General features: G+C 66.7%; 17 protein-coding genes. 11 read left to right on the top strand and 6 right to left on the bottom strand.

Annotated features, from left to right (window positions below; all coding sequences use genetic code 11):
- Positions 1 to 32 precede the first annotated feature (32 nt).
- Complete coding sequence (locus AC3FOF_RS14385; RefSeq protein WP_276267661.1) at positions 33 to 422, top strand: winged helix-turn-helix domain-containing protein; 390 nt, start codon at positions 33 to 35, stop codon at positions 420 to 422.
- 93 nt (positions 423 to 515) lie between these two features.
- Here the strand turns inward: AC3FOF_RS14385 and AC3FOF_RS14380 are convergent, their stop codons facing one another.
- Positions 516 to 1,877 (bottom strand): aminotransferase-like domain-containing protein, encoded by a 1,362-nt coding sequence (locus AC3FOF_RS14380; RefSeq protein WP_488726972.1) that lies wholly within the window; start codon positions 1,875 to 1,877, stop codon positions 516 to 518.
- Between the two features lie 104 nt (positions 1,878 to 1,981).
- Here AC3FOF_RS14380 and AC3FOF_RS14375 point away from each other — a divergent pair, with 104 nt between their 5' ends.
- Entirely contained in the window at positions 1,982 to 3,214 is a 1,233-nt protein-coding gene (locus AC3FOF_RS14375; protein ID WP_276267659.1) for an MFS transporter, read from the top strand.
- Between the two features lie 102 nt (positions 3,215 to 3,316).
- Here AC3FOF_RS14375 and AC3FOF_RS14370 read toward each other — a convergent pair whose 3' ends face one another.
- A complete protein-coding gene (locus AC3FOF_RS14370) occupies positions 3,317 to 4,216 on the bottom strand; it encodes a LysR family transcriptional regulator (protein ID WP_276267658.1) in 900 nt (299 codons plus the stop codon).
- A gap of 202 nt (positions 4,217 to 4,418) precedes the next feature.
- Between AC3FOF_RS14370 and AC3FOF_RS14365 the strand changes: the two genes are divergently transcribed.
- Positions 4,419 to 4,865, top strand: a complete 447-nt coding sequence (locus AC3FOF_RS14365; RefSeq protein ID WP_276267657.1) for a DoxX family protein — start codon at positions 4,419 to 4,421, stop codon at positions 4,863 to 4,865.
- 187 nt (positions 4,866 to 5,052) lie between these two features.
- On the opposite strand, the gene AC3FOF_RS14360 is transcribed toward AC3FOF_RS14365, so the two are convergent.
- Positions 5,053 to 5,490 carry a YciI family protein gene (locus AC3FOF_RS14360; RefSeq protein WP_017230027.1) on the bottom strand — a complete coding sequence of 146 codons (438 nt, stop codon included), beginning with the start codon at positions 5,488 to 5,490 and terminating at the stop codon, positions 5,053 to 5,055.
- 272 nt (positions 5,491 to 5,762) lie between these two features.
- The gene (locus AC3FOF_RS14355) at positions 5,763 to 6,842 is read right to left on the bottom strand and encodes a GlxA family transcriptional regulator (protein ID WP_488726971.1); all 1,080 of its coding nucleotides are present in this window, start codon (positions 6,840 to 6,842) and stop codon (positions 5,763 to 5,765) included.
- A gap of 105 nt (positions 6,843 to 6,947) precedes the next feature.
- Between AC3FOF_RS14355 and AC3FOF_RS14350 the strand changes: the two genes are divergently transcribed.
- From AC3FOF_RS14350 to AC3FOF_RS14330, 5 genes are read left to right on the top strand one after another with little or no spacing between them, the layout of a single operon-like run.
- Positions 6,948 to 8,012, top strand: coding sequence for an ABC transporter substrate-binding protein (locus tag AC3FOF_RS14350; RefSeq protein ID WP_488726970.1), 1,065 nt, complete (start codon positions 6,948 to 6,950; stop codon positions 8,010 to 8,012).
- Positions 8,013 to 8,027: 15 nt separating this feature from the next.
- The gene (locus AC3FOF_RS14345; protein WP_488726969.1) at positions 8,028 to 9,095 is read left to right on the top strand and encodes an ABC transporter ATP-binding protein; all 1,068 of its coding nucleotides are present in this window, start codon (positions 8,028 to 8,030) and stop codon (positions 9,093 to 9,095) included.
- On the top strand, positions 9,092 to 9,934 hold the full coding sequence (locus AC3FOF_RS14340; protein WP_488726968.1) for an ABC transporter permease: 843 nt from the start codon (positions 9,092 to 9,094) through the stop codon (positions 9,932 to 9,934). The genes AC3FOF_RS14345 and AC3FOF_RS14340 overlap by 4 nt, the downstream gene beginning before the upstream one ends.
- The gene (locus AC3FOF_RS14335) at positions 9,931 to 10,719 is read left to right on the top strand and encodes an ABC transporter permease (RefSeq protein ID WP_488726967.1); all 789 of its coding nucleotides are present in this window, start codon (positions 9,931 to 9,933) and stop codon (positions 10,717 to 10,719) included. The genes AC3FOF_RS14340 and AC3FOF_RS14335 overlap by 4 nt, the downstream gene beginning before the upstream one ends.
- Before the next feature lie 47 nt (positions 10,720 to 10,766).
- Positions 10,767 to 11,780: a proline racemase family protein gene (locus AC3FOF_RS14330; RefSeq protein WP_488726966.1), complete on the top strand. Its 1,014-nt coding sequence runs from the start codon at positions 10,767 to 10,769 to the stop codon at positions 11,778 to 11,780.
- A 98-nt stretch (positions 11,781 to 11,878) separates the two neighbouring features.
- Here AC3FOF_RS14330 and AC3FOF_RS14325 read toward each other — a convergent pair whose 3' ends face one another.
- The gene (locus AC3FOF_RS14325; protein ID WP_488726965.1) at positions 11,879 to 12,499 is read right to left on the bottom strand and encodes a flavodoxin family protein; all 621 of its coding nucleotides are present in this window, start codon (positions 12,497 to 12,499) and stop codon (positions 11,879 to 11,881) included.
- A 285-nt stretch (positions 12,500 to 12,784) separates the two neighbouring features.
- On the bottom strand, positions 12,785 to 13,327 hold the full coding sequence (locus tag AC3FOF_RS14320; RefSeq protein ID WP_488726964.1) for a P-loop nucleotide/nucleoside kinase family protein: 543 nt from the start codon (positions 13,325 to 13,327) through the stop codon (positions 12,785 to 12,787).
- Between the two features lie 463 nt (positions 13,328 to 13,790).
- Between AC3FOF_RS14320 and AC3FOF_RS14315 the strand changes: the two genes are divergently transcribed.
- The 3 genes from AC3FOF_RS14315 (at position 13,791) to AC3FOF_RS14305 (ending at position 18,276) form a co-directional block, all read left to right on the top strand.
- On the top strand, positions 13,791 to 14,312 hold the full coding sequence (locus AC3FOF_RS14315; protein WP_488726963.1) for a DUF2846 domain-containing protein: 522 nt from the start codon (positions 13,791 to 13,793) through the stop codon (positions 14,310 to 14,312).
- Between the two features lie 133 nt (positions 14,313 to 14,445).
- Positions 14,446 to 15,717, top strand: coding sequence for a S1 family peptidase (locus tag AC3FOF_RS14310; protein ID WP_276265368.1), 1,272 nt, complete (start codon positions 14,446 to 14,448; stop codon positions 15,715 to 15,717).
- 129 nt (positions 15,718 to 15,846) lie between these two features.
- Entirely contained in the window at positions 15,847 to 18,276 is a 2,430-nt protein-coding gene (locus AC3FOF_RS14305; protein ID WP_276265369.1) for a penicillin-binding protein 1A, read from the top strand.
- The last annotated feature ends 375 nt before the right edge of the window (positions 18,277 to 18,651 follow it).

Here is an 18,651-nt window from a genome sequence, read left to right as displayed (position 1 = left end):
TTGAGTGCGGCCGGCCGAGGTACCATGCCGCCATGGTCAAACTTGCTCGCTCACGAACCTCGGTCAGCCCGGACACGCCGCAGGCGCTTTTCCGCATGCGCATCATGCTCGGCGGGACGATTGCCATTGGACCCGGCAAGGTCGCGCTGCTGGAGGCGATCCGGGAATGCGGCTCCATTTCCGCCGCGGCCAAGCGCCTGGAAATGTCCTACAAGCGCGCCTGGGACCTGCTCAACGAAATCAACCGGTCCCTGCAGCAGCCGGCCGTCGATTCCGAACATGGCGGCGCGCAGGGCGGCGGCACCGTGCTGACACCGGTCGGCGAGGAAGTGATCCGGCTCTACCGCAGCGCCGAGCTGCGCGCGGCCAAGGCCTGCGCGGACGAGACCGAAGCGCTGATCAGGCTGCTGGCCAGGCCCTGACGGCTGGTATCCGCCTGCGGCGCCGGGGCGGCGGCAAGCCATGCAGTTTCCATCGATTTCTCGGGAGTAGCGAACTGAGTCGCCCTTCACGCGCTATTGCCGTGCAAAGGGCGGACCGTTCAACGTCTCAGCCACGGTTTGCAGTCCCAACTCGAGTTGACGAATGGTCGCAGGCGCCGCCATCGCGATTCTCACCGTACGGCTCACCGGGACGTTTGGCGCCGCAAACGCCGACAAAGGCGTGATATGCACGCCGCGTCGCGCCAACGCGAAAACGAGGTCATCCGGTCTCCAGTATTTGGGAAGATCAAGCAACAGATGGAAGCTGGCGGGATGCGCCGTGACGGGCCACGACCCCAGAATCCTTCTCGCGAGGTCCTGGCGCAACCTTGCTTCCTGGCGTTTCGCCACGATCCAGTTCCCTAGCGTGCCATCCCGCATCCAGGCGGTGGCGAGTGCCACGGCAATGGCGCTCGCAGACCACATCGTGGCGCGAAGCCCCTCATGCAGCCGTTGCCGAACCCGTTCCGGCGCGACCATGTAGCCCACCCGCAGCCCTGGCGCGGCACTTTTCGACAGGCTATGGATTTCGATCACGCAATCCGGCGCCAGGCTGCGCAGCGACGGCGGCGGCGAAGCTTCGAGAAAGCCGTACACGCTGTCGTCGACCAGCAGCAAGCCGTGACGCCGCGCAACCTCGATCAAAGCGAGCCTCCGCTCAAGCGGCATCACCGCACCCGTGGGGTTGTGAACCGTGGGCATCGTGTAGACCAGGCGGACTCGGCCTGCATGCTTCCGGCAGACGGCATCGAGCGACTCCGGCACGATGCCGGCGGCGTCCATCTGCACGCCGGCCAAGGGGATGCCCAATAGCTTCGCCGCACTCTTGAAGCCGGGGTAGGTCAGGGATTCGACGGCGACCAGGTCGCGCGCCGTGACCAGCGCTGCCAGGACAACACTGAGCGCATGCTGGCTTCCTCCGCAAACCATGATGTCCGCGGCGGCGATTGGGGCGCCGTCGATGGAAAACCAGCTTGCCGCTGCCTCCCTGTCCTCGCGGCGTCCCGGATGCGGGTGATAGTCGAGAAGCGCCGACAGGTCCCCCTTGTCCGACAAAGCACGCAGCGCATGGCGCAACTGTGCCGCCTGCTCCGGCAGGACAGGGTAGTTGAACGCCAGGTCGACCAAGCCGGGTTCACGCTCGCTGGTTTGCGAGAACTCGGCCGCGACCTGCGTTTCGAGCGTGCGGACGAAGGTGCCCCGGCCGACTTCGCCGATCGCCAGGCCACGTTCAATGAGCGCGCTATAGACCCGCGCGACGGTCGCCGCGGCGATGCCGTGCTCGTCCGCATAGTCGCGGTGCGGCATCAGACGGCTGCCGGCGGGGAGTGAGCCATCCTGGATGAGCGCCGCAAGTCTTTCGACGTGTTCCCGGTATCGGGCGGGAGCAGCCATATATTCTCGGATTGATATTAGTGCAATTAAATCATTGCACTAATAACAGGGAATGGCAATACTCCCTCCAATACCCCCTCCGTCGATCATCAACAACGAACCTCATGGGTGACTCTGTATCCGCTCCCGCCGCGAAGCTCGGCGCATGGCCCGTCCGGGTGGTGGCATTGACGCTTTTCCTTATCACCGGCGCAGTGAATCTGCAGGCGCCGCTCTACGCAACCTATGCGCGGGCAAGTCAAATGGGCACCGGCGCGCTAACGCTGGCTTTCGCCTGCTACGTGGCCGGCCTGGTGCCCACACTGATTTTCCTTGGCGGGCTATCGGACCGCGTGGGGCGGAAATGGCCTCTGATCGCTGCGCTGCTGCTCACCGCCACGGCCACCTCCTTGCCAATGATCTGGCCTCGGCTCGAAGCGGTCGCGGCCGCACGAGGCTTGTGCGGCATCGCGACGGGACTGATGGCCGGGAGCGGAACGCAGTTCCTGGTCGAATTGATCGGACCCCGGCCAGACGCGACCGCCCGCGCTGCCCGCATCGTCGCTGCGGCCACGTCCCTGGGCTTCGGTTGCGGAGCGCTTGCGACCGGCCTCTGCATATTGGCGGTTCCGTCCCAGGAGACACCCGCGACGTATGGTGCGTATCTATTCCTTGCGGCTTGTGGGCTGACCCTGCTCGGCAGGATCGGCGAGCCGGCGTTCACGCGCTCGTCAGCATGGCTTCGCACGCCTGTCTTTCCCCGTGAGGCGTTCGCCTATAGCCTCGCAATCCTCATTGCATGGTCGGCAGTCGGAGTTGTGATTGCGCTCGTGCCGGCCGCGCTCGCGTCGCATGGACATGAGGTATGGACGGGATTCTCCACGTTCTTCGTGATTTCAACCGGGCTCGTTGTTCAGCCCCTGGCGCGCAAGCTATCGCCTCCGCGGTCGCTGCGCCTTGGCATGCTGCTGGTACCGATCGGCTTTACGGTATTGGTCGCGGGGGTGGTCTGGTCGTCGTTGCCGCTGCTGCTGTCCGGCGCAATGCTCACGGGCTCGGCTTGCTATGGTTTTACCTATCTGGCAGGCCTCGCCGCGATTTCGGCCTCGTCGACCAACGCCAACCGGGCACGGGCAAGTTCCGGCTATTTCCTTTTTGCGTATTTCGGCTTCAGCGTGCCGGTCATCGCGAGCGGCGCGCTGGCGGATCAGGTTGGCGTACGTTCGACCCTCTATCTTTTTGACGGCGGACTCCTGTTGGCGACCATCCTGCTCGCCGTGCTGATGATGCTGCAGTCGCGTCGGGAAGCGTTTTCGTCCGGTTCCGCACCGTCTGGTGGATCGGCGCGAACCCGGTGACGTGCTGATCGTGGCAAGACCGGAGCGGCCCGGCACAAACGCGATGAATCGAGTGCGCGCATGCGCATGCCCCGCTCCGGAAACCCGGCGCAAGCAATGCGCTCAGCCGCCAGCCTGCGCGGCGAAGCGGGCGATCAGCCAGGCGGCGGCAGGGCCGGGCGGCGTATCGGTGCGGTAGATCGCGTGGAAGGGGTAGGGGATGCCCTGGTGGTCGGGCAGGTCGAGCAGCACCAGGCGGCCGCTATCGAGATCTTCCTGCACCATCGGCACCGGCATATTGCCCCAGCCGATGCTCTCGCGCAGCAGCATATGCTTGGCGCCAAGATCGGCCAGGCGCCACGTGTGCGGGCTGACCACGGCGAAGTCCACGCCGCGCGTGAGCGCGGAACGATCGGACAGCACCAGCTGCACGTGATGGCGTCCCGCGCCTGGCGGGTTCCGGCCGCCCTGGGCCAGCGGATGGTCCGGCGCCGCCACCGGCCGCAGCGGCACGCTGCCGATGGCAATGCGTTCGATGCCGGCCACGCCTTCGCTCGGCGGCCCGCTGACGCCAATCGTGGCCGCGCGGTCCAGCACCAGCTGCGTCACCGCGCCGAGCGCCTCCATGTGCAGGTGAAGCGACACCGTCGGGAAGGCTTCGCGGAATGCCTTCAGGGCGTCGACCACGCGCGCGGCGGGCAGCATCACGTCCAGCACCAGGTGAATCTCCGCTTCCAGGCCTTGCAGCAACCCTCTGACTTTCGCGCGCAGCCCGTCGACGCCGTTGTAGATCGTGCGCGCCTCCGCCAGCACGGTGCGGCCGGCCTCGGTCAGCTGCGGCTTTTTCGTGGTCTTGCGGTCGAACAGCGCTACCCCGAGCTGGTTCTCCAGGTTGGCGATGGTGTAGCTGATGACCGAGGTCGCCCGGCTCAGCTTGCGCGCCGCCCCGGCGAAGCTGCCGACATCCACCACGGTCAGGAAGACTTTCAGCTGATCTAGCGTGGGGGTGCCGGGGTTGATCATCTTATCGATTTTATCGAACGTTTCGATTCATATTATCCCAGTTTCGAGATCATGGAAACGCGCCTACAGTTCCTCCATCGGTTGTGCGACGCAATGCAACGCGGCGTAACAGCCTGAACAGCCAGGTCCGCATATCTCGCATACGGGCCTCGAAGCAACCGGTCCGCCATGGTGGCGCGGCCGCACCGAATGGAGAATCGTCATGTCCCAAGCTGCTCAACTCAATGCCCAGTCCCGTCCCCTTGACAACGCCGACTCCGCCGCCGCGGCGGGTCTGGCACTGCTCGGCCGTGTGCTGGTCAGCGCCATCTTCCTGCTGTCCGGTGCATCCAAGCTGGCCGCGCCGGCGGCCATGATCGGCTATATCCAGTCGGTGGGATTGCCGCTCCCGCAGGTGGCGCTGGCGATCGCCATCGTGGTGGAGGTCGTGGGCGGCCTGGCCCTGGTGCTGGGCTATCGCACCCGCGCCGTGGCCGCCGTTCTGGCCGTCTTTAGCGTAGCCACCGCGCTGGCGTTCCACTCCCACCTGGCCGACCAGAACCAGTTCATCCACTTCTTCAAGAACATCGCGATGGCTGGCGGATTGCTGCAGATCGTTGTCTATGGCGCCGGCCGCTTCAGCCTCGATGCACGCCGCGGCAATGCCTGAGGCTGGTGTGATCGGCCGGTAACGGCGAAATGGCGGGGGCGGAAAGCGATGCTTGTCCGCCCGTTGCTGCCATGTGGGACTTGTCGTCCCCGGTGTGATCTTCCATGCGCCGGGCAATCATGATGCCCGGCCTGTGCGCGGGTCGGCCCATCGGCTCTCGATCGCCGCCGCCTCACCCGCGCTCGCATCAGCCCTGCTTTTTCCCCAGGCTTTCGACCTCGGCGCGCAGGCGCTCTTCCTGGGCCCGCAACTCGGGTGTGAGTTCGTCGCCGAAATCGGCGGTCTCGAACAGCGGGCGAATTTCGATCTCGGCGTCGCCTTCCATGGGGTTGGGGCAGCGCCGGACCCATTCGACGGCCTCCTCCATCGACTTGACCTGCCACAGCCAGAACCCGGCGACGAGTTCCTTGGTCTCCGTGAACGGCCCGTCTACCACGGTTCGCTGGCTGCCCGAGAAGCGCACCCGTTTGCCCCTGGCGCTCGGGTGCAGGCCCTCGCCCGCAAGCATCACGCCTGCCTTGACGAGTTCTTCGTTGAACTTGCCCATCGCGGCAAGCAGTTCCGTGCCGGGCATCTTGCCGGCCTCCGATTGGCTCGTAGCCTTCACCATCACCATGACACGCATCGTCGTCACTCCTTGAGTCGGTTGTTGAAGCCGCATACCCCGAAGTCGATCCAGGCTCGACGGGCGGCTCTGATACTACGACGAATCGGGACGGCTGGAATCGACACGTATCTTTAGCCGATGATCGATTCGGTCCATGCGTTCGACCCGTTGCCGGACGCACTGGCGCATCTGGCGCGCCGCGCGTTTGGACAGCCGGTGGTGAGGGTGGAGGGTAGGGTGTGCATGCGTGCCGGATTCGAAGCGTGGCGATGAATCCGGCCGGCGCCGTTTCATGCACCCGGCTGAACGCGCGCCGCCGGGGTCTCGACGCAGTCTTGCCGTTGCTGCTGGAACTGCCGGGGCGAGACGCCGAAACGGGCGCGGAAATCACGCGAAAAATGGGCGCCATCGGCGAAGCCGCAGTCCAGGGCGATCTGCGTGATGCTGGATGGATTGTTCTTCAGGAGCCAGCTGCCGTATTCGAGCCGCAGCGAGCGCTGGAACGCCATTGGCGAGACGCCGATCGCCTCGTGGAAGGCGCGCTCCAGTTGCCGCCGTCCCACGCCCACGTAGCGGGCGACGGCGTCCAGCGAGGGCGGGTTGTCGATGCGCTGCTCGATGTAGTGGGCGGCCTGGCGCACGCGGATGTCCTTGATGTCCGCCAGGTCCGCGTAGAAATGCGCCTGCGGCAGCTTGGCCGGCCGCATGCCCTGCAGCATCATGTGGCGTACCGCCTGCTGGGTTTTCTCCCTGCCGCAATGGCGGGCTACGAGATACAGGCCGAGGTCGATCGCCGCGGTCGAGCCTGCACAGGTGATCAGGTCGCCTTCGTCGACAAACAGATGGTCCACCACGGCGCGCGTGCGCGGATAGCGCTCGCGAAAGGCGTCGAGCACGTTCCAGTGCACGCAAACGGAACGCGATCCCAGCAGGTCGGCCTGCGCCAGCGCGAATGTGCCGGTGCAGATGCCCAGCATGCGCACCCGGCTGGCGGCCGCCAGCCGCAGCCAGTCGCGCAGCGCCGGCGGCATATAGGTGTTGGGATAGTCGTTGCCGCCGCATACGGCCACGTAATCGAACTCGCCCGGATCGGCGCACAGGCCGCTGTTCACCTGCACGGTCACGCCGGCGCTCGAGGTGCGCGGCATGCCGTCCATGCTCATGACACGCCAGCCGGTGTGGATCTGGCGGCTGCGTCCGCCGTGGTCGGCGGCCAGGCGCAGTACATCGATCAGCCCGGAGAATGCCGCGAGCGTGAACTGGTGCAAGAGCACGAAGCCGACGCTCAGTTCGGGTTTACCCCTTTCCTCGACGGAGGCGGGCATATCCGGTTCGCGCGGGCCGGTGCCGGCTGGGGGCGGGATTGGCATGACGCAATTATTCAACTTTATGACCACAGCCTGCAAGCCTGGGACGGCTGCCCGCGAGCAACATGCAGCTGTGGTTGCAACGCCAGCATCTTTCAGGGGAACGACATGGGATCCGAGACACACTGCACCATCAGGACCGCGCTTGCGGTTGCCGCAGCAGTAAGCGTCGCCGCATGGTCGCCGGGCGCGGCCGCGCAGCCGGCAAAACTGACCGTCGCCATGTACGGCGGCAACTGGGGCGATGCGTTCCGCAGCTGCGTGGCGGAGCCGTTCACCAAAGCCACCGGGATCGCCGTGACGCCGGAAATCGGCACCTCCACCACGACCCTGGCCAAGCTGCAGCAGCAAAAGGCCGCCCCCGCCATCGACGTTGCCTGGATGGACGGCGGCATCAGCGAACTGGCTTATCAGGCCGGCGTGGTGGACAACCTCGATCCCGCGGCGATCCCCAACCTGAAGAACGTGATGCCCAAGGCCATCTACCGCAGCGGTGGCATCAGCTATGCCGTGGGCTCCGGCTACTACTCGCTGGGCCTGACCTACAGCACCAAGGAAGTCAGGCAGGCCCCCACCAGCTGGAAGGACATGTGGAAGCCGGAGTACGCCGGCGCGGTGGCGGTGCCGTCGCCGGCCAACTCCTCCGGCGTGCCGTTCGTGATGTTCATGGCGAAGGTGTGGGGTGTGGACCCGGCGAACCTGGCCCCGGTCTACGCCAGGCTGGCCGCGCTGGATACCGCCTTGTTCTTCGACAGCTCGGGCGCGGCCACCAATGCCTTCCAGAGCGGCGAGGCCGTGATCGGCGCGCATTTCAACGTGGGTGCGTGGGATCTCATCGACAAGGGCGTGCCCATCGGATTCGTGGTGCCCAAGGAAGGGGCGTGGGCAACCGATGCGCGCCTGCACCTGGTCAAGGGCTCGCGCAACAGGCTCGCGGCCGAGAAGTTCATCGACACGGCGCTGACGCCACAAGCGGCCACCTGCCTGGCCACCAAGCTCTATCTCGGGCCGGCCGTGCAGGGCGTCAAGGTGCCGGCCGACGTGGCGCGCAAGCTGCCGTGGGGTGTGAACGGCTCGGTGGACAGCCTGAGCCTGTTCGACTGGAGCGTGATCAACGCGCGGCGCGCGGAGATCACGGATGCGTGGAACCGGCAGGTCGCGCGCAAGCGCTAGGGCGAGGAGCGAGTGATGTCAGTTCTCCTGAGCATCGATGCCGTCTGCAAGCGCTTCGGCGCCTATACGGCGCTGGACCATATCCGCCTGGACATCCGGCAAGGCGAGTTCGTCGCCCTGCTGGGCCCCAGCGGCTGCGGCAAGACCACGCTGCTGCGCGCCATCGCAGGTTTCCTGGCGCCGGACAGCGGGCGCATCCTGATCGAGGGCCAGGACGTCACGCGCCTGCCGCCCTACCGGCGTCCGCTCAACACGGTGTTCCAGAACTACGCGCTGTTTCCGCACATGAGCGTGCTGGAGAACGTGGCCTACGGTCCGCGCCGGCAGGGCGCACCGCGCGCCGAGGCGCGAGCGCGCGCCATGCAGGCCCTGGAGATGGTGGGCCTGGCCGCGCTGGGCGAGCGCTATCCGCGCGAGATGTCCGGCGGGCAGCAGCAGCGCGTGGCGCTGGCGCGCGCCATCGTCAACCGGCCCAAGCTGCTGCTGCTCGACGAGCCGCTCTCCGCGCTGGACATGAAGCTGCGCAAGCACATGCAGCTTGAACTCAAACAGTTGCAGGAAAAGCTGGGCATTGCATTCGTGTTCGTCACGCATGACCAGGAAGAAGCCATGACCATGGCCGACCGCATCGTGGTCATGCACGCAGGGCGCATCGAGCAGATCGGCGCCGGCACCGAGATCTACCGCTCGCCCGCGACGCGCTTCGTCGCCGAATTCATCGGCGACGCCAACCTGATCGGCTACGAGGCTTCCGGCAGCCAGGAAATCCGGCTGGCCGTGGCCGGGCGCACCGTGCCCGCCGTGCAGCCGGGCATGGCGCCGCGCGGCGTGGCGGTACTGCGTCCCGAGCATCTGCAGGTGCTGGATGCCGCCGCCGCGGCCGATGCGCGGCTGTGCGCCTGGCCCGGCGTGCTGGCGGATATCGCCAGCGTGGGCAGCCACACCATGATCCGCGCCGATGTGGACGGGCATGTCATGGTGGCGCGCACCGCGGGCTTGCCCGCCGCAGGCCTGCGGCCAGGCTGCGAGGTGCGGCTCGGCTTTCATCCCGCGCACCTGCATCTGATCGGAGAGCCGGCATGAGGCAGCCCTTTACGGCGCTCGGGCTGATGCTGGCGGCGCCGCTGGCGTTTTTCGCGGCATTCTTCCTGGCGCCCCTGGCCGTGGTGCTGACCGCCAGCCTTACCGGCGGCGAAAGCCACGGCTGGACGCTGGCCAGCTATGTGCGCGTGCTGGCCGACCGGTACCACTGGGACGTGATCCTCGTCACCTTCCGCATTGCCTGCGTGACCACGCTGGCCTGCGTGGCCCTTGGCTATCCGCTGGCGTGGTATCTGGTGCGCATGGTGCGCTGGCGCGCCTGGCGCCGGGTATGCGTGATCCTGCTGGTGGTGCCGATGTTCACCAGCAATATCGTGCGCTCGTTCGGCTGGATGGTGCTGCTCGGGCGCAACGGACTGGTCAACCAGAGCCTGCTGGCGACGGGCCTGATGGAGCGTCCGGTACGGTTTCTGGGCACGGAGCTGGGCATCACGATCGGCATGGTCTATGTGCTGCTGCCGTTCGTGGTGCTTGCGGTGGGCAATGCGCTGGCGCGGGTTGATCCCGGCTGCGAGCAGGCTTCGGCGGATCTCGGTGCAAGCCCGGCCGCGACCTTCCGCCACGTCACTTTTCCGCTCACGCTGCCGGGTGTGGTGGCCGGCGCGATCATGGTCTTCACGCTGGCGGTCAGCGCGTACGTCACGCCGGCACTGCTGTCGGGCGGCCGCATTTCGGTGCTCTCCATGCTGATCTTCCAGCAATACAGTTCCACCTTCGATATCCACTACGGCGGTGCGCTCAGCATCGTCCTGCTGGTCTTCACCCTCGCCATGGTCGCGCTTGCCGGCCGCGCCGGGGAGATGCGTGGAGGTGCGCGATGATCGCCAGGCTTCTCATCCGGCTGGTGTCGTGGGCCGTGCTCGGCTACCTGGTGCTGCCGCTGGCGGTCATCCTGGGCAGCTCGCTCACGGCGTCGTCCTTCCTTGCCTTTCCCCCGCAAGGCTGGACGCTGCGGTGGTACGGTGCGATGCTGGCCGACCCGAGCTATGTCTCGGCGTTCTCGACCAGCACGGCGCTCGCGCTGGCGGCCACGCTCGGGGCGCTGGCGCTGACCGTGCCCGCGGCACTGGCGCTCGGGCGCTATGCCTTTCCCGGCAAGCGCGCCGTCTCGGCGGTGCTGATGTCACCGCTGGTGTTGCCGCACATCGTGCTGGGCGCGGCCTTGCTGCAGTTCGGCGGCTATTTCGGCCTCACGCGCAGCTTCCTGTCATTGCTGATCGGGCACACCGTCATCGTCGCGCCCTTCGTGCTGAGATCGACTCTTTCGCTGATGACGCCGGAGCAACGCGCGCTGGAAGAAGCGTCCTACGATCTCGGCGCCAATCCGTGGACCACGTTCTTCCTGGTCGTGCTGCCGCAGATTCGCCCGGGCATCGTCACTGGCGCCATCTTTGCCTTCATTTCCTCGTGGATCAACGTCGAGCTGTCCATCTTCAACACCACCGCGGACCTCAACACGATTCCCGTCAAGCTCTTCAACTACGTGCAATACACCGTCGACCCGACCATTGCCGCGGTCTCGGGCGCGACCATCCTGGTGGCCGTGGCGGCCATCGCGATCCTGGATTTGACCATCGGCCTGGACATGCTGTCCGACCGCAAATGACCCCCTCCGCAACCCACTGCGAAACCCTCGAGCAAGGAGCTCCAGCCATGCGCAAGCAAGACGCGTTCGACGTCATCTATACCCACACCGAAGGCGAGCCGCTTTGCATCGTGCACAGCGGGATTCCCTATCCGCCCGGCTCCACCATCCTGGAAAAGCGCGCCTTCCTCGAGCAGCACTACGACTGGCTGCGCATGGCGCTGATGCGCGAGCCGCGCGGCCACAAGGACATGTTCGGCGTGTTCCTCACGCCGCCGTCCAGCCCGGAATACGACGCCGGCCTGATCTACATCGACGGCACCGAGTATTCGCATATGTGCGGCCACGGCACCATTGCCGTGAGCATGGCGATGGTGGCCCTGGGCCTGGTGCCGCGCGGCAGCAACGGCATGACGCGCATCCGTTTCGAGACCACCGCGGGCCTGGTGGTGTCCGAGGTGGCGTCCGAAGGCGACAACGTCCTGTGGACCCGCTTCGAAAACGTGCCGGCCTACGTTGCCGCGCGCGATATCCCGGTGCACCTGCCCGGCTATGGCGATCTCCAGGCCGACCTGGTATGGGGCGGCAACTATTTCGGCATCGTGGACCTGAGCGATTGTGCGCTGCGCATTTCGCCGGACAACGGCAGCGAGCTGTCGCGGCTCGGCCTGCTGGTGCGCGACCAGATCAAGCAGCAGATGCGCATCCAGCATCCGACCGAAGCGCATATCAACAACCTGAACTTCATCACCTTCTGGCACCAGCCCACCATCGAGGGCGCCTTCTACAAGAACGTTCACGTGTTCAGTGCGGGACAGCTCGACCGCTCGCCCGGTGGCACCGGCACCAGCGCCATGATGGCGATGTTCGAGGCACGCGGGAAGCTGGGTCTCAACCAGCCCATCCGGTCCGAAGGGCTGCTGGGCAGCGGTACCTTCGAGGGCTGCCTGCTGGGCGAAGTGGATCTCAACGGGACACGCGCGGTGCGCCCGACCGTCAAGGGTACGGCCAGCATCCTGGGCACGGCGCGCTGGATGATCGACCGGACCGACCCGGTCGGGGCGGGCTTTCTCGTGCGCTGAGCTGCAAGCGCGGCAGCCGTTGCCGGGATTGGCCGGCAACGGCTGCGTCATTGCGGTGCGCCCCGGACCGGGGCGGCCCGTTCACAGGCCAGCCGGCCTCAGGCCGCCTTCTTCAGCGACGCCAGCGCCTGGCGCCCTGCGGCCAGTTGCTGCGCCACTTCCGCCACGCGGGCGCCCAGGTGCTCGGCGGTGCGCAGGTCGGCCAGCGGCGGCACCACGTCGGCGCTCTCGTCGGCGTTCGATTGTGCCGCCGCGCCCAGGAAGAAGCCGTGGCGGTTCAGCGAGTCTTCGGTCGACTTGGAGTTGTTGTGGCCCGGGGGCAGGCCCAGGTTCACCCAGTGCATGCCATGCTGCGCGGCGAAGATCGCGATCTGCTGCAGCGTGGCCAGCTTGTCGCCCGAGCGCGACGCCGAGTTGGTGAATCCCGCGGCGACCTTGTTGGCCCACTTGCCGCCCTTGGCGAAGACATTGCGCGAGGTGGCATCCATGAATCCTTTGAACTGCGCCGATGCGCTGCCCATGTAGGTGGGCGCGCCGAAGACGATGCCGTCCACGTTTTCCAGCGTGTCCCAGTGCTGGTCGATGTCGTCGACGCTGATCAGCAGGCTTTCCACGCCTTCGACGCCGGCGGCGCCGCGGGCGACGGCCTCGGCTTGCCTGGCGGTATGGCCGTAGCCGCTGTGGTAGACGATGGCGACTTGGGTAGCGTTGGGATTCATGATTCAGGGCCTCAAGAAAGTTGCGGATATTTGAATGTGGCCTGCATCGCGCTGCGTGGGTGATTGCTTGGCCGGTGAAGCAAGTCTAGGCGTCTGCAGATGCCGTTGGCGGCGATTATCGCAATGGCTTATTGAATTATTTTGAATGATTGGGGCGTGTGTAGCGACTGGCACTTCGGGCAGGTTCAGGCGGAGCAGGAAGCCGCTTCCTGCTCCGGCAAGACGATCGCCTCGGGCCGCGGCATGGAGCCCGGTATCGGCCGCGCCATGCCGCTTTATGCTGCCTTACGCCACTTCATGCCGCATCACGTTGAAGCCTTCCTCTGCGGACGGCGCGACAAAATAGCGCGTGATTTCATCGAACTGCGCGTCGGTGGTTTCGAACGGATGCGTGCCGCCGGCATTGCGGGCGCGCAGGCGCGCCTTGCACACGGCATCCGGCGCATCGAGATAGTGGAGCCGATGCGCCGCGCCGGCCTTCTCGAACACCGCCCGGGCCCAGCTTCTGCTGGCTGGCGTGTTGGAGGGGAAGTCCAGCACGACGGACAAGCCCGCCCGCAGCAGCGCGTCGATATGGCCCGCCATTGCGCCGCGGAGCCTGCCGGTGCAGCGGACATAGTCGGCAAGCTCGCGGAGCTCTCCCGGATACAGGCGCGACAGCCAGTCGTCCTCGCAGATCAGGACGGTCCCTGGGCGGACCGCGAGCTGCTTTGCCAGCGTGGATTTTCCGGAGCCGATCTTTCCGCAAACCAGATGGAGCATGGCCGGCTCCATGATGGTGGGCGCGGCGGCATGGGGGGCGGATCGTTCGGATTCGTGTGGCTGCATTTCCTTCTCCTTGGCGGAAAGCTCCCCGGGAGGCGGAAACAAGAAACCCGCCTCGTGGGGCGGGTTGCTTTGTGTGTTCAGACCACGCGCGCTAACCCACCATCTCAGGGATGGTGCGAATAATCGACGGGTTTTGCGAGCGCGGCATGAGTCAGAGGTTAGTGGATTCCACGCCGGCCGGCAATCCCCTGCGATGCGTGCTGCCATGATTCCCGGGCGCGGCAAGGTGCGCGCGACCGTCGGGGACAACCCGGTGACCCGGCATGGTCGGCGCGACAAAGCCTTGTTCTAAGGTGCCGGCCATTGCAGAATACGGCCACGCAAGAAGTCATAGCGAAAAAAACCACTACCAGGAACGGGTACAGGGATGAGATTCACGGGTGTCTTGATGGCCGGCATTGCGGCTTCGTTATTGGCGTCGGGGTGTGCCACCGGGCCGTCCTTCCAGGAAGTAGCGCAAACAATGCCGCCCTTGCGCGCGGACGAAGGGCGGGTTTTCTTCTTTCGCTCGTCGTCGCCGATAGGCGCGGCCATCCAGCCCGAACTGCGCATCGACGAGGAGGTTGTCGGACGCAGCCGGCCCGGTGGTTTCTTCTACGCGGACCGCAAGCCGGGCAGCTATGTCGCCGCCGGCACCACGGAGGTCGAGACCACGCGTCACTTCAAGCTGGCGGCCGGCGAAACCAGGTACCTGCGCAGTTCGATTACCTTTGGCGTCCTGGCGGGCCGCCTGCAACTGAGCGAGGAGGATGAGGCCAACGCCCGGGGCGAAATGGCCTCGCTTTCCTACACAGGCGAGTGGCCAGTCCCGGCGATGGCGGCCGCTACCGGCCAGGCCCAACGCCAAACGGCCGCTATGGCCGCTGCGTCTGCGCCCGCGCCCGTGCAGGCACCGGTGGATGCCGTTGCCGCGCGCGGGACGCCGTCCACCGGTGCCGCAGCGGTGCAGATGGACGACCTGCGCTACCTTCTGCAGCCACGCTGAAATCCCGCGCCCGCATTGCGCGCCCGGATTTCGGCTCCGCTGCCTGCCACCTCACCGATTTGCCGAAAGCCGGCTACCTGCTCCACGCGCGGGACAGCCCCCCTTCGAGCGTAAGACAACGTCATTGCAACCCATGCGCTATTCCGCCCAGTTTGTCATTCCTGTACTTCTTGCCTTGGCCAACACCAGCGCCCATGCGCTCGATACCCCGCAACTGCTAGCCAAGCTCACCCCCAGCATCTACGCCGTCAGGGCCTTGGGTGCAAACAATGCGCCGCTGTCGTCCGGCTCGGCCGTGGTGATCGGCCCCGGGCAATTGGTCACCGCCTGCCACGTGCTGGCCGGCGCGCGCGGGATTACCGTGCGGCGCGACAACGTAAGCTATGACGCAACGCTGGAAGCCCCCGACGTGCAGCGCGACCTGTGCCTGTTGCGTGTGTCGAACTTCAACGCGCCGCCCGTCGGCTTGTCGCCTGCCGCGGCGCCATCCTTTGGCCAGAAGGTGCTGGCCGCGGCCAGCCCGGACGCTTCCGGCGTGGTGGTGCTGGAAGGAAGCGTAGCCGGTCTGCGTGCCGGCGCGGATGGCAAGCTGGACCGCATCGAGATTACGGCTGATCTTCCGCCGGCAGCCAGCGGTGGCGGTCTCTTCGATGAAACGGGCCGGCTCGTCGGCATTCTTTCTGCCCGGCGCGCGCCTGGCGAGAAGCTGCTGAAAGCCCTGCCCGCCGGCTGGATCGCCGCGGTGAAGGAGCGGGGCGCGGCCGCGATGGCCGAGTACCGGTCTGCCGCGCCGGCTGCCAGGGCCTCGGCCGCTCCGGCAGGCTCGCCGGCTGCGCCGGGCACGGCGGATGCCGGCAATGTATCGCCCCGTGTGGGGGAGGTCTGGCGCTACGAGCTGACCGACAAACTGACCGGCAAGCGGCGCGACGTGGTCTACCGTGTCGACCGGGTCGAGGCGGACCGCGTGACGTTCAACCAGGGCGCGCGCATCGAGACGCGTGACGGCCGTATCGAGCGGATCAATACGCCCGGCGGCGGTGAGTTCGAATCGGTGTCGCCGCCGCGCGGCTGGGTGCCGGAAGATGTCAAGGTGGGCGCGCAGTGGAAGTACAGCTACAAGCAGGCCGGCAGCGGCTTGAACACGGAACTCACCGGCGAGGCCACCGGCGAGTCCACCATGACCTTGCCCGCCGGCAGCTTCCGCGTGCTGCGCCTGGCCTACAAGGGCTATGTGCTGCGGCCTTTCTACGGCTTTTCCAGCGGTGCCGGGAGTTCGGTGCCCTATCAGGCGGTGGCATGGTATGCCCCGGAACTGCGGCGCGTAGTGCGGTTCGACGCGAGCTTTGCTTCCAAATACGAGCGCCTGGATGAAAGCCTGGTGTTGGTCGAGCATCGCTTCGACTGAGCCGGCTGGCGCTATGGAACCGGCCCGCGTCTCCGGCGCCGGGGGCCGATGGCCGGGGTGCCGGCAGCGATTTTGGTAGGATGCAGGCCTTTCCATTGACGGTGAGCCAGCGCGTTGCCCCGGAATCTCATGAATCTGGCCCAGATCAAAGCCCTCGCCGCCGGCCGGGTGGCCCGCCTGCGGCGCCCCACGCGCCGCGGTGTCGTCAAGGCGGTTGCTGCGGTGCCGGTCCTGTTCCTGCTTTATGTACTGGTCCTGATTCCGTTCACCCCGGGCATCCGGGATATCCGCAAGGCCAAGCTGGACCAGCCCGCCCAGGTGTTGACGGCGGATGGCAAGGAACTGGCGGTGTTCAAATGGGCCAACCGCGACTGGGTCAAACTGGCCGATATCTCGCCCAATGTGACGACCGCGCTGATCGCCACCGAAGATCACCGCTTTTACCAGCACTTCGGCCTGGATTGGCGGCGCATGGGCTCGGCCGCGCTGCGTACGTTTTCCGGCGACCGCCAGGGTGGCTCAACCATCACGCAGCAGCTTGCCCGCAATCTCTACCCGGATGAAATCGGCCGCGCGCCCACGCTTACGCGCAAGCTGAAGGAAGCCATCACCGCGCTGAAGATCGAGGCCCTGTACACCAAGGACGAGATCCTGGAGACCTACCTCAATACCGTACCGTTCCTTTACAACGCGTACGGCATCGAGATGGCGGCGCGCACCTACTTCGACAAATCCGCCGACCGGCTGGACGTGCTGGAAAGCGCCACGCTGATCGGCATGCTCAAGGGCAACAGCTACTACAACCCGGTCATCAACCCGGAGCGCGCCTTGCAGCGGCGCAATACCGTGCTGGCGCAGATGGTCAAATACCAGAAGCTCGATCCGGCGAAGTACGAATCGCTGAAGAAACGGCCGCTGCGCGTCGACTTCGAACGGCAGACCGAGCCGCCCGGCCCGGCGCCGCACTTCGCGCAGCAGCTGCGCAAATGGCTGATTACCTGGGCCGACCGCAACGACTACAACATCTACACCGACGGGCTGGTGGTGCGCACCACCATCGATTCGCGCCTGCAGGTGCTGGCCAACCAGGCTGTGGCGCGGCAGGGCAACCGGCTGCAGGCCATCGCCAATGCGGCGTGGGCGCCGCGCTCGGGCTGGGCCGCCAACCGGGATCTGGTGCAGGCCTTCGTGCGCGAAACGCCGGAGTACCGGTCGGCGCGCGAGTCCGGGCTGACCCCGGAAGCGGCGATGAAGCAACTGCTGGCGGACAATGCCTTCATGCAGGCGCTGCGCCAGTCGAAGACCCGGATCCAGGCCGGCTTCATGGCGCTGGACCCGCGCAACGGCGAGATCAAGGCCTGGGTCGGCAGCCGCGATTTCAGCCAGGATGCCTTCGACCATGTCCAGCAGGCGCAGCGCCAGCCGGGCTCCACGTTCAAGCCCTTCGTCTATGGCGCGGCCTTCCAGCAGGGCGCCAGCCCCGACGACACCTTCATTGACCGTCCGGTGGAAATCCCCATGACCGGCGGCGAGGTCTGGCGGCCCGCCGACGACGGCCCCCCCAGCGGGCGCGCCATGAGCCTGCGCGACGGCCTGGTGTATTCCAAGAACACGATCACCGCGCAACTGATGCAGAGCGTGGGCCCGGCCAAGGTCGCCAAGCTGGCCCGCGCCATGGGCGTGCGGCAAAGCCGGCTCGATCTGGTGCCCTCGCTGGCGCTGGGCACCAGCCCGGTCACGCTGAAGGAAATGGTCTCGGCCTACGGCACCATCGCCAACCAGGGGGCCTACCTGGAGCCGATGATGGTCACGCGTATCGAAGACCGCAAGGGCGAAGTGCTGGAGACCTTCCGGCCCGCCTCGCCCGAGCAGGCGTTGCCGGTGGCCACCGTGCAGACGCTGCTCGACGTCATGCGCGGCGTGGTCGACCGGGGCACGGGCGTGAGCATCCGTACCCGCTTTGGCATCCGTGCGGACGTGGCCGGCAAGACGGGCACCACGCAGGACAACGCCGACGGCTGGTTCATCCTGATGCATCCGCAACTGGTGGCCGGCGCCTGGGTTGGCTTCAACGACAGCCGGGTGACGCTGCGCAGCGACTATTGGGGCCAGGGTGCGCACAGCGCGCTGCCCATGGTGGGCGACTTTTTCCAGCGCACCCTCCGCTCCCGCGTGATCGACCCGAGCATTCGCTTTGCGGAGCAGAAGGAGACCGGCATGCTGGACGCGATGGCCGCGACCATCCGCGGCTGGTTCCAGCGTTTGTTCGGGCCGGCGCCGAAGCCCGAAGCCCCGCCCGCGCCACGGCGCGCGGAGCGGCCCTTGCCGCCGCCGGAGCCAGCGCCTGATGCCGGCGTGGCGGCTTCGCCCGCGCCGCCGGATGTGCCGGCGGTGCAGGCCGGGGCCCAGGAGCACGGGCTTGCGGACGCCGCGTCCGGCGCCGCGCCGGCCGCTGCCTCGGCTTCTGCCAGTGCCCCCGGCATACCGGCGGGCGATGCCGGCGCAACGGCGCAGGACGCATCGAGGGCGCCTGCCAACGCCAGCAGCACCGCGCCTTGAGCACGCCATTCCGGTGCCCAAAAAGGTATTGACCTTGACGATGCGCCTGGGCACGGCGAGCCCTTTTTCACGGAGCATCCGCAGGAAATGCGTGTGCTGGCTGCCGGGCGGCAGCAGCATCAGCCATTCGCACTCAAGCAATTCGTTCCAGCGGTTGGCGTTTTCCAGCGGGTGTCCCCGCCGGCAGGCAAGCATGGTCTCAAGGGTGAGCAGCGGCTCGAAACTGAGGTCGCTGTCCAGCATCTCGCTGACGGGCGCCGCCACGGCGAAGTCCACCGACCCTTCCCGAGCGCATTCCTGCGCTGGCACAGCGAGCGCTTTGCGTGCCGCGTATCCAGGCGCGCAGCCGTGCCGGTTGCACCGGGATGGTGCAGG

It is taken from the genome of Cupriavidus sp. 96C5-1 (assembly GCF_057798855.1).
This window is presented reverse-complemented; position numbering and strand designations above follow the sequence as displayed.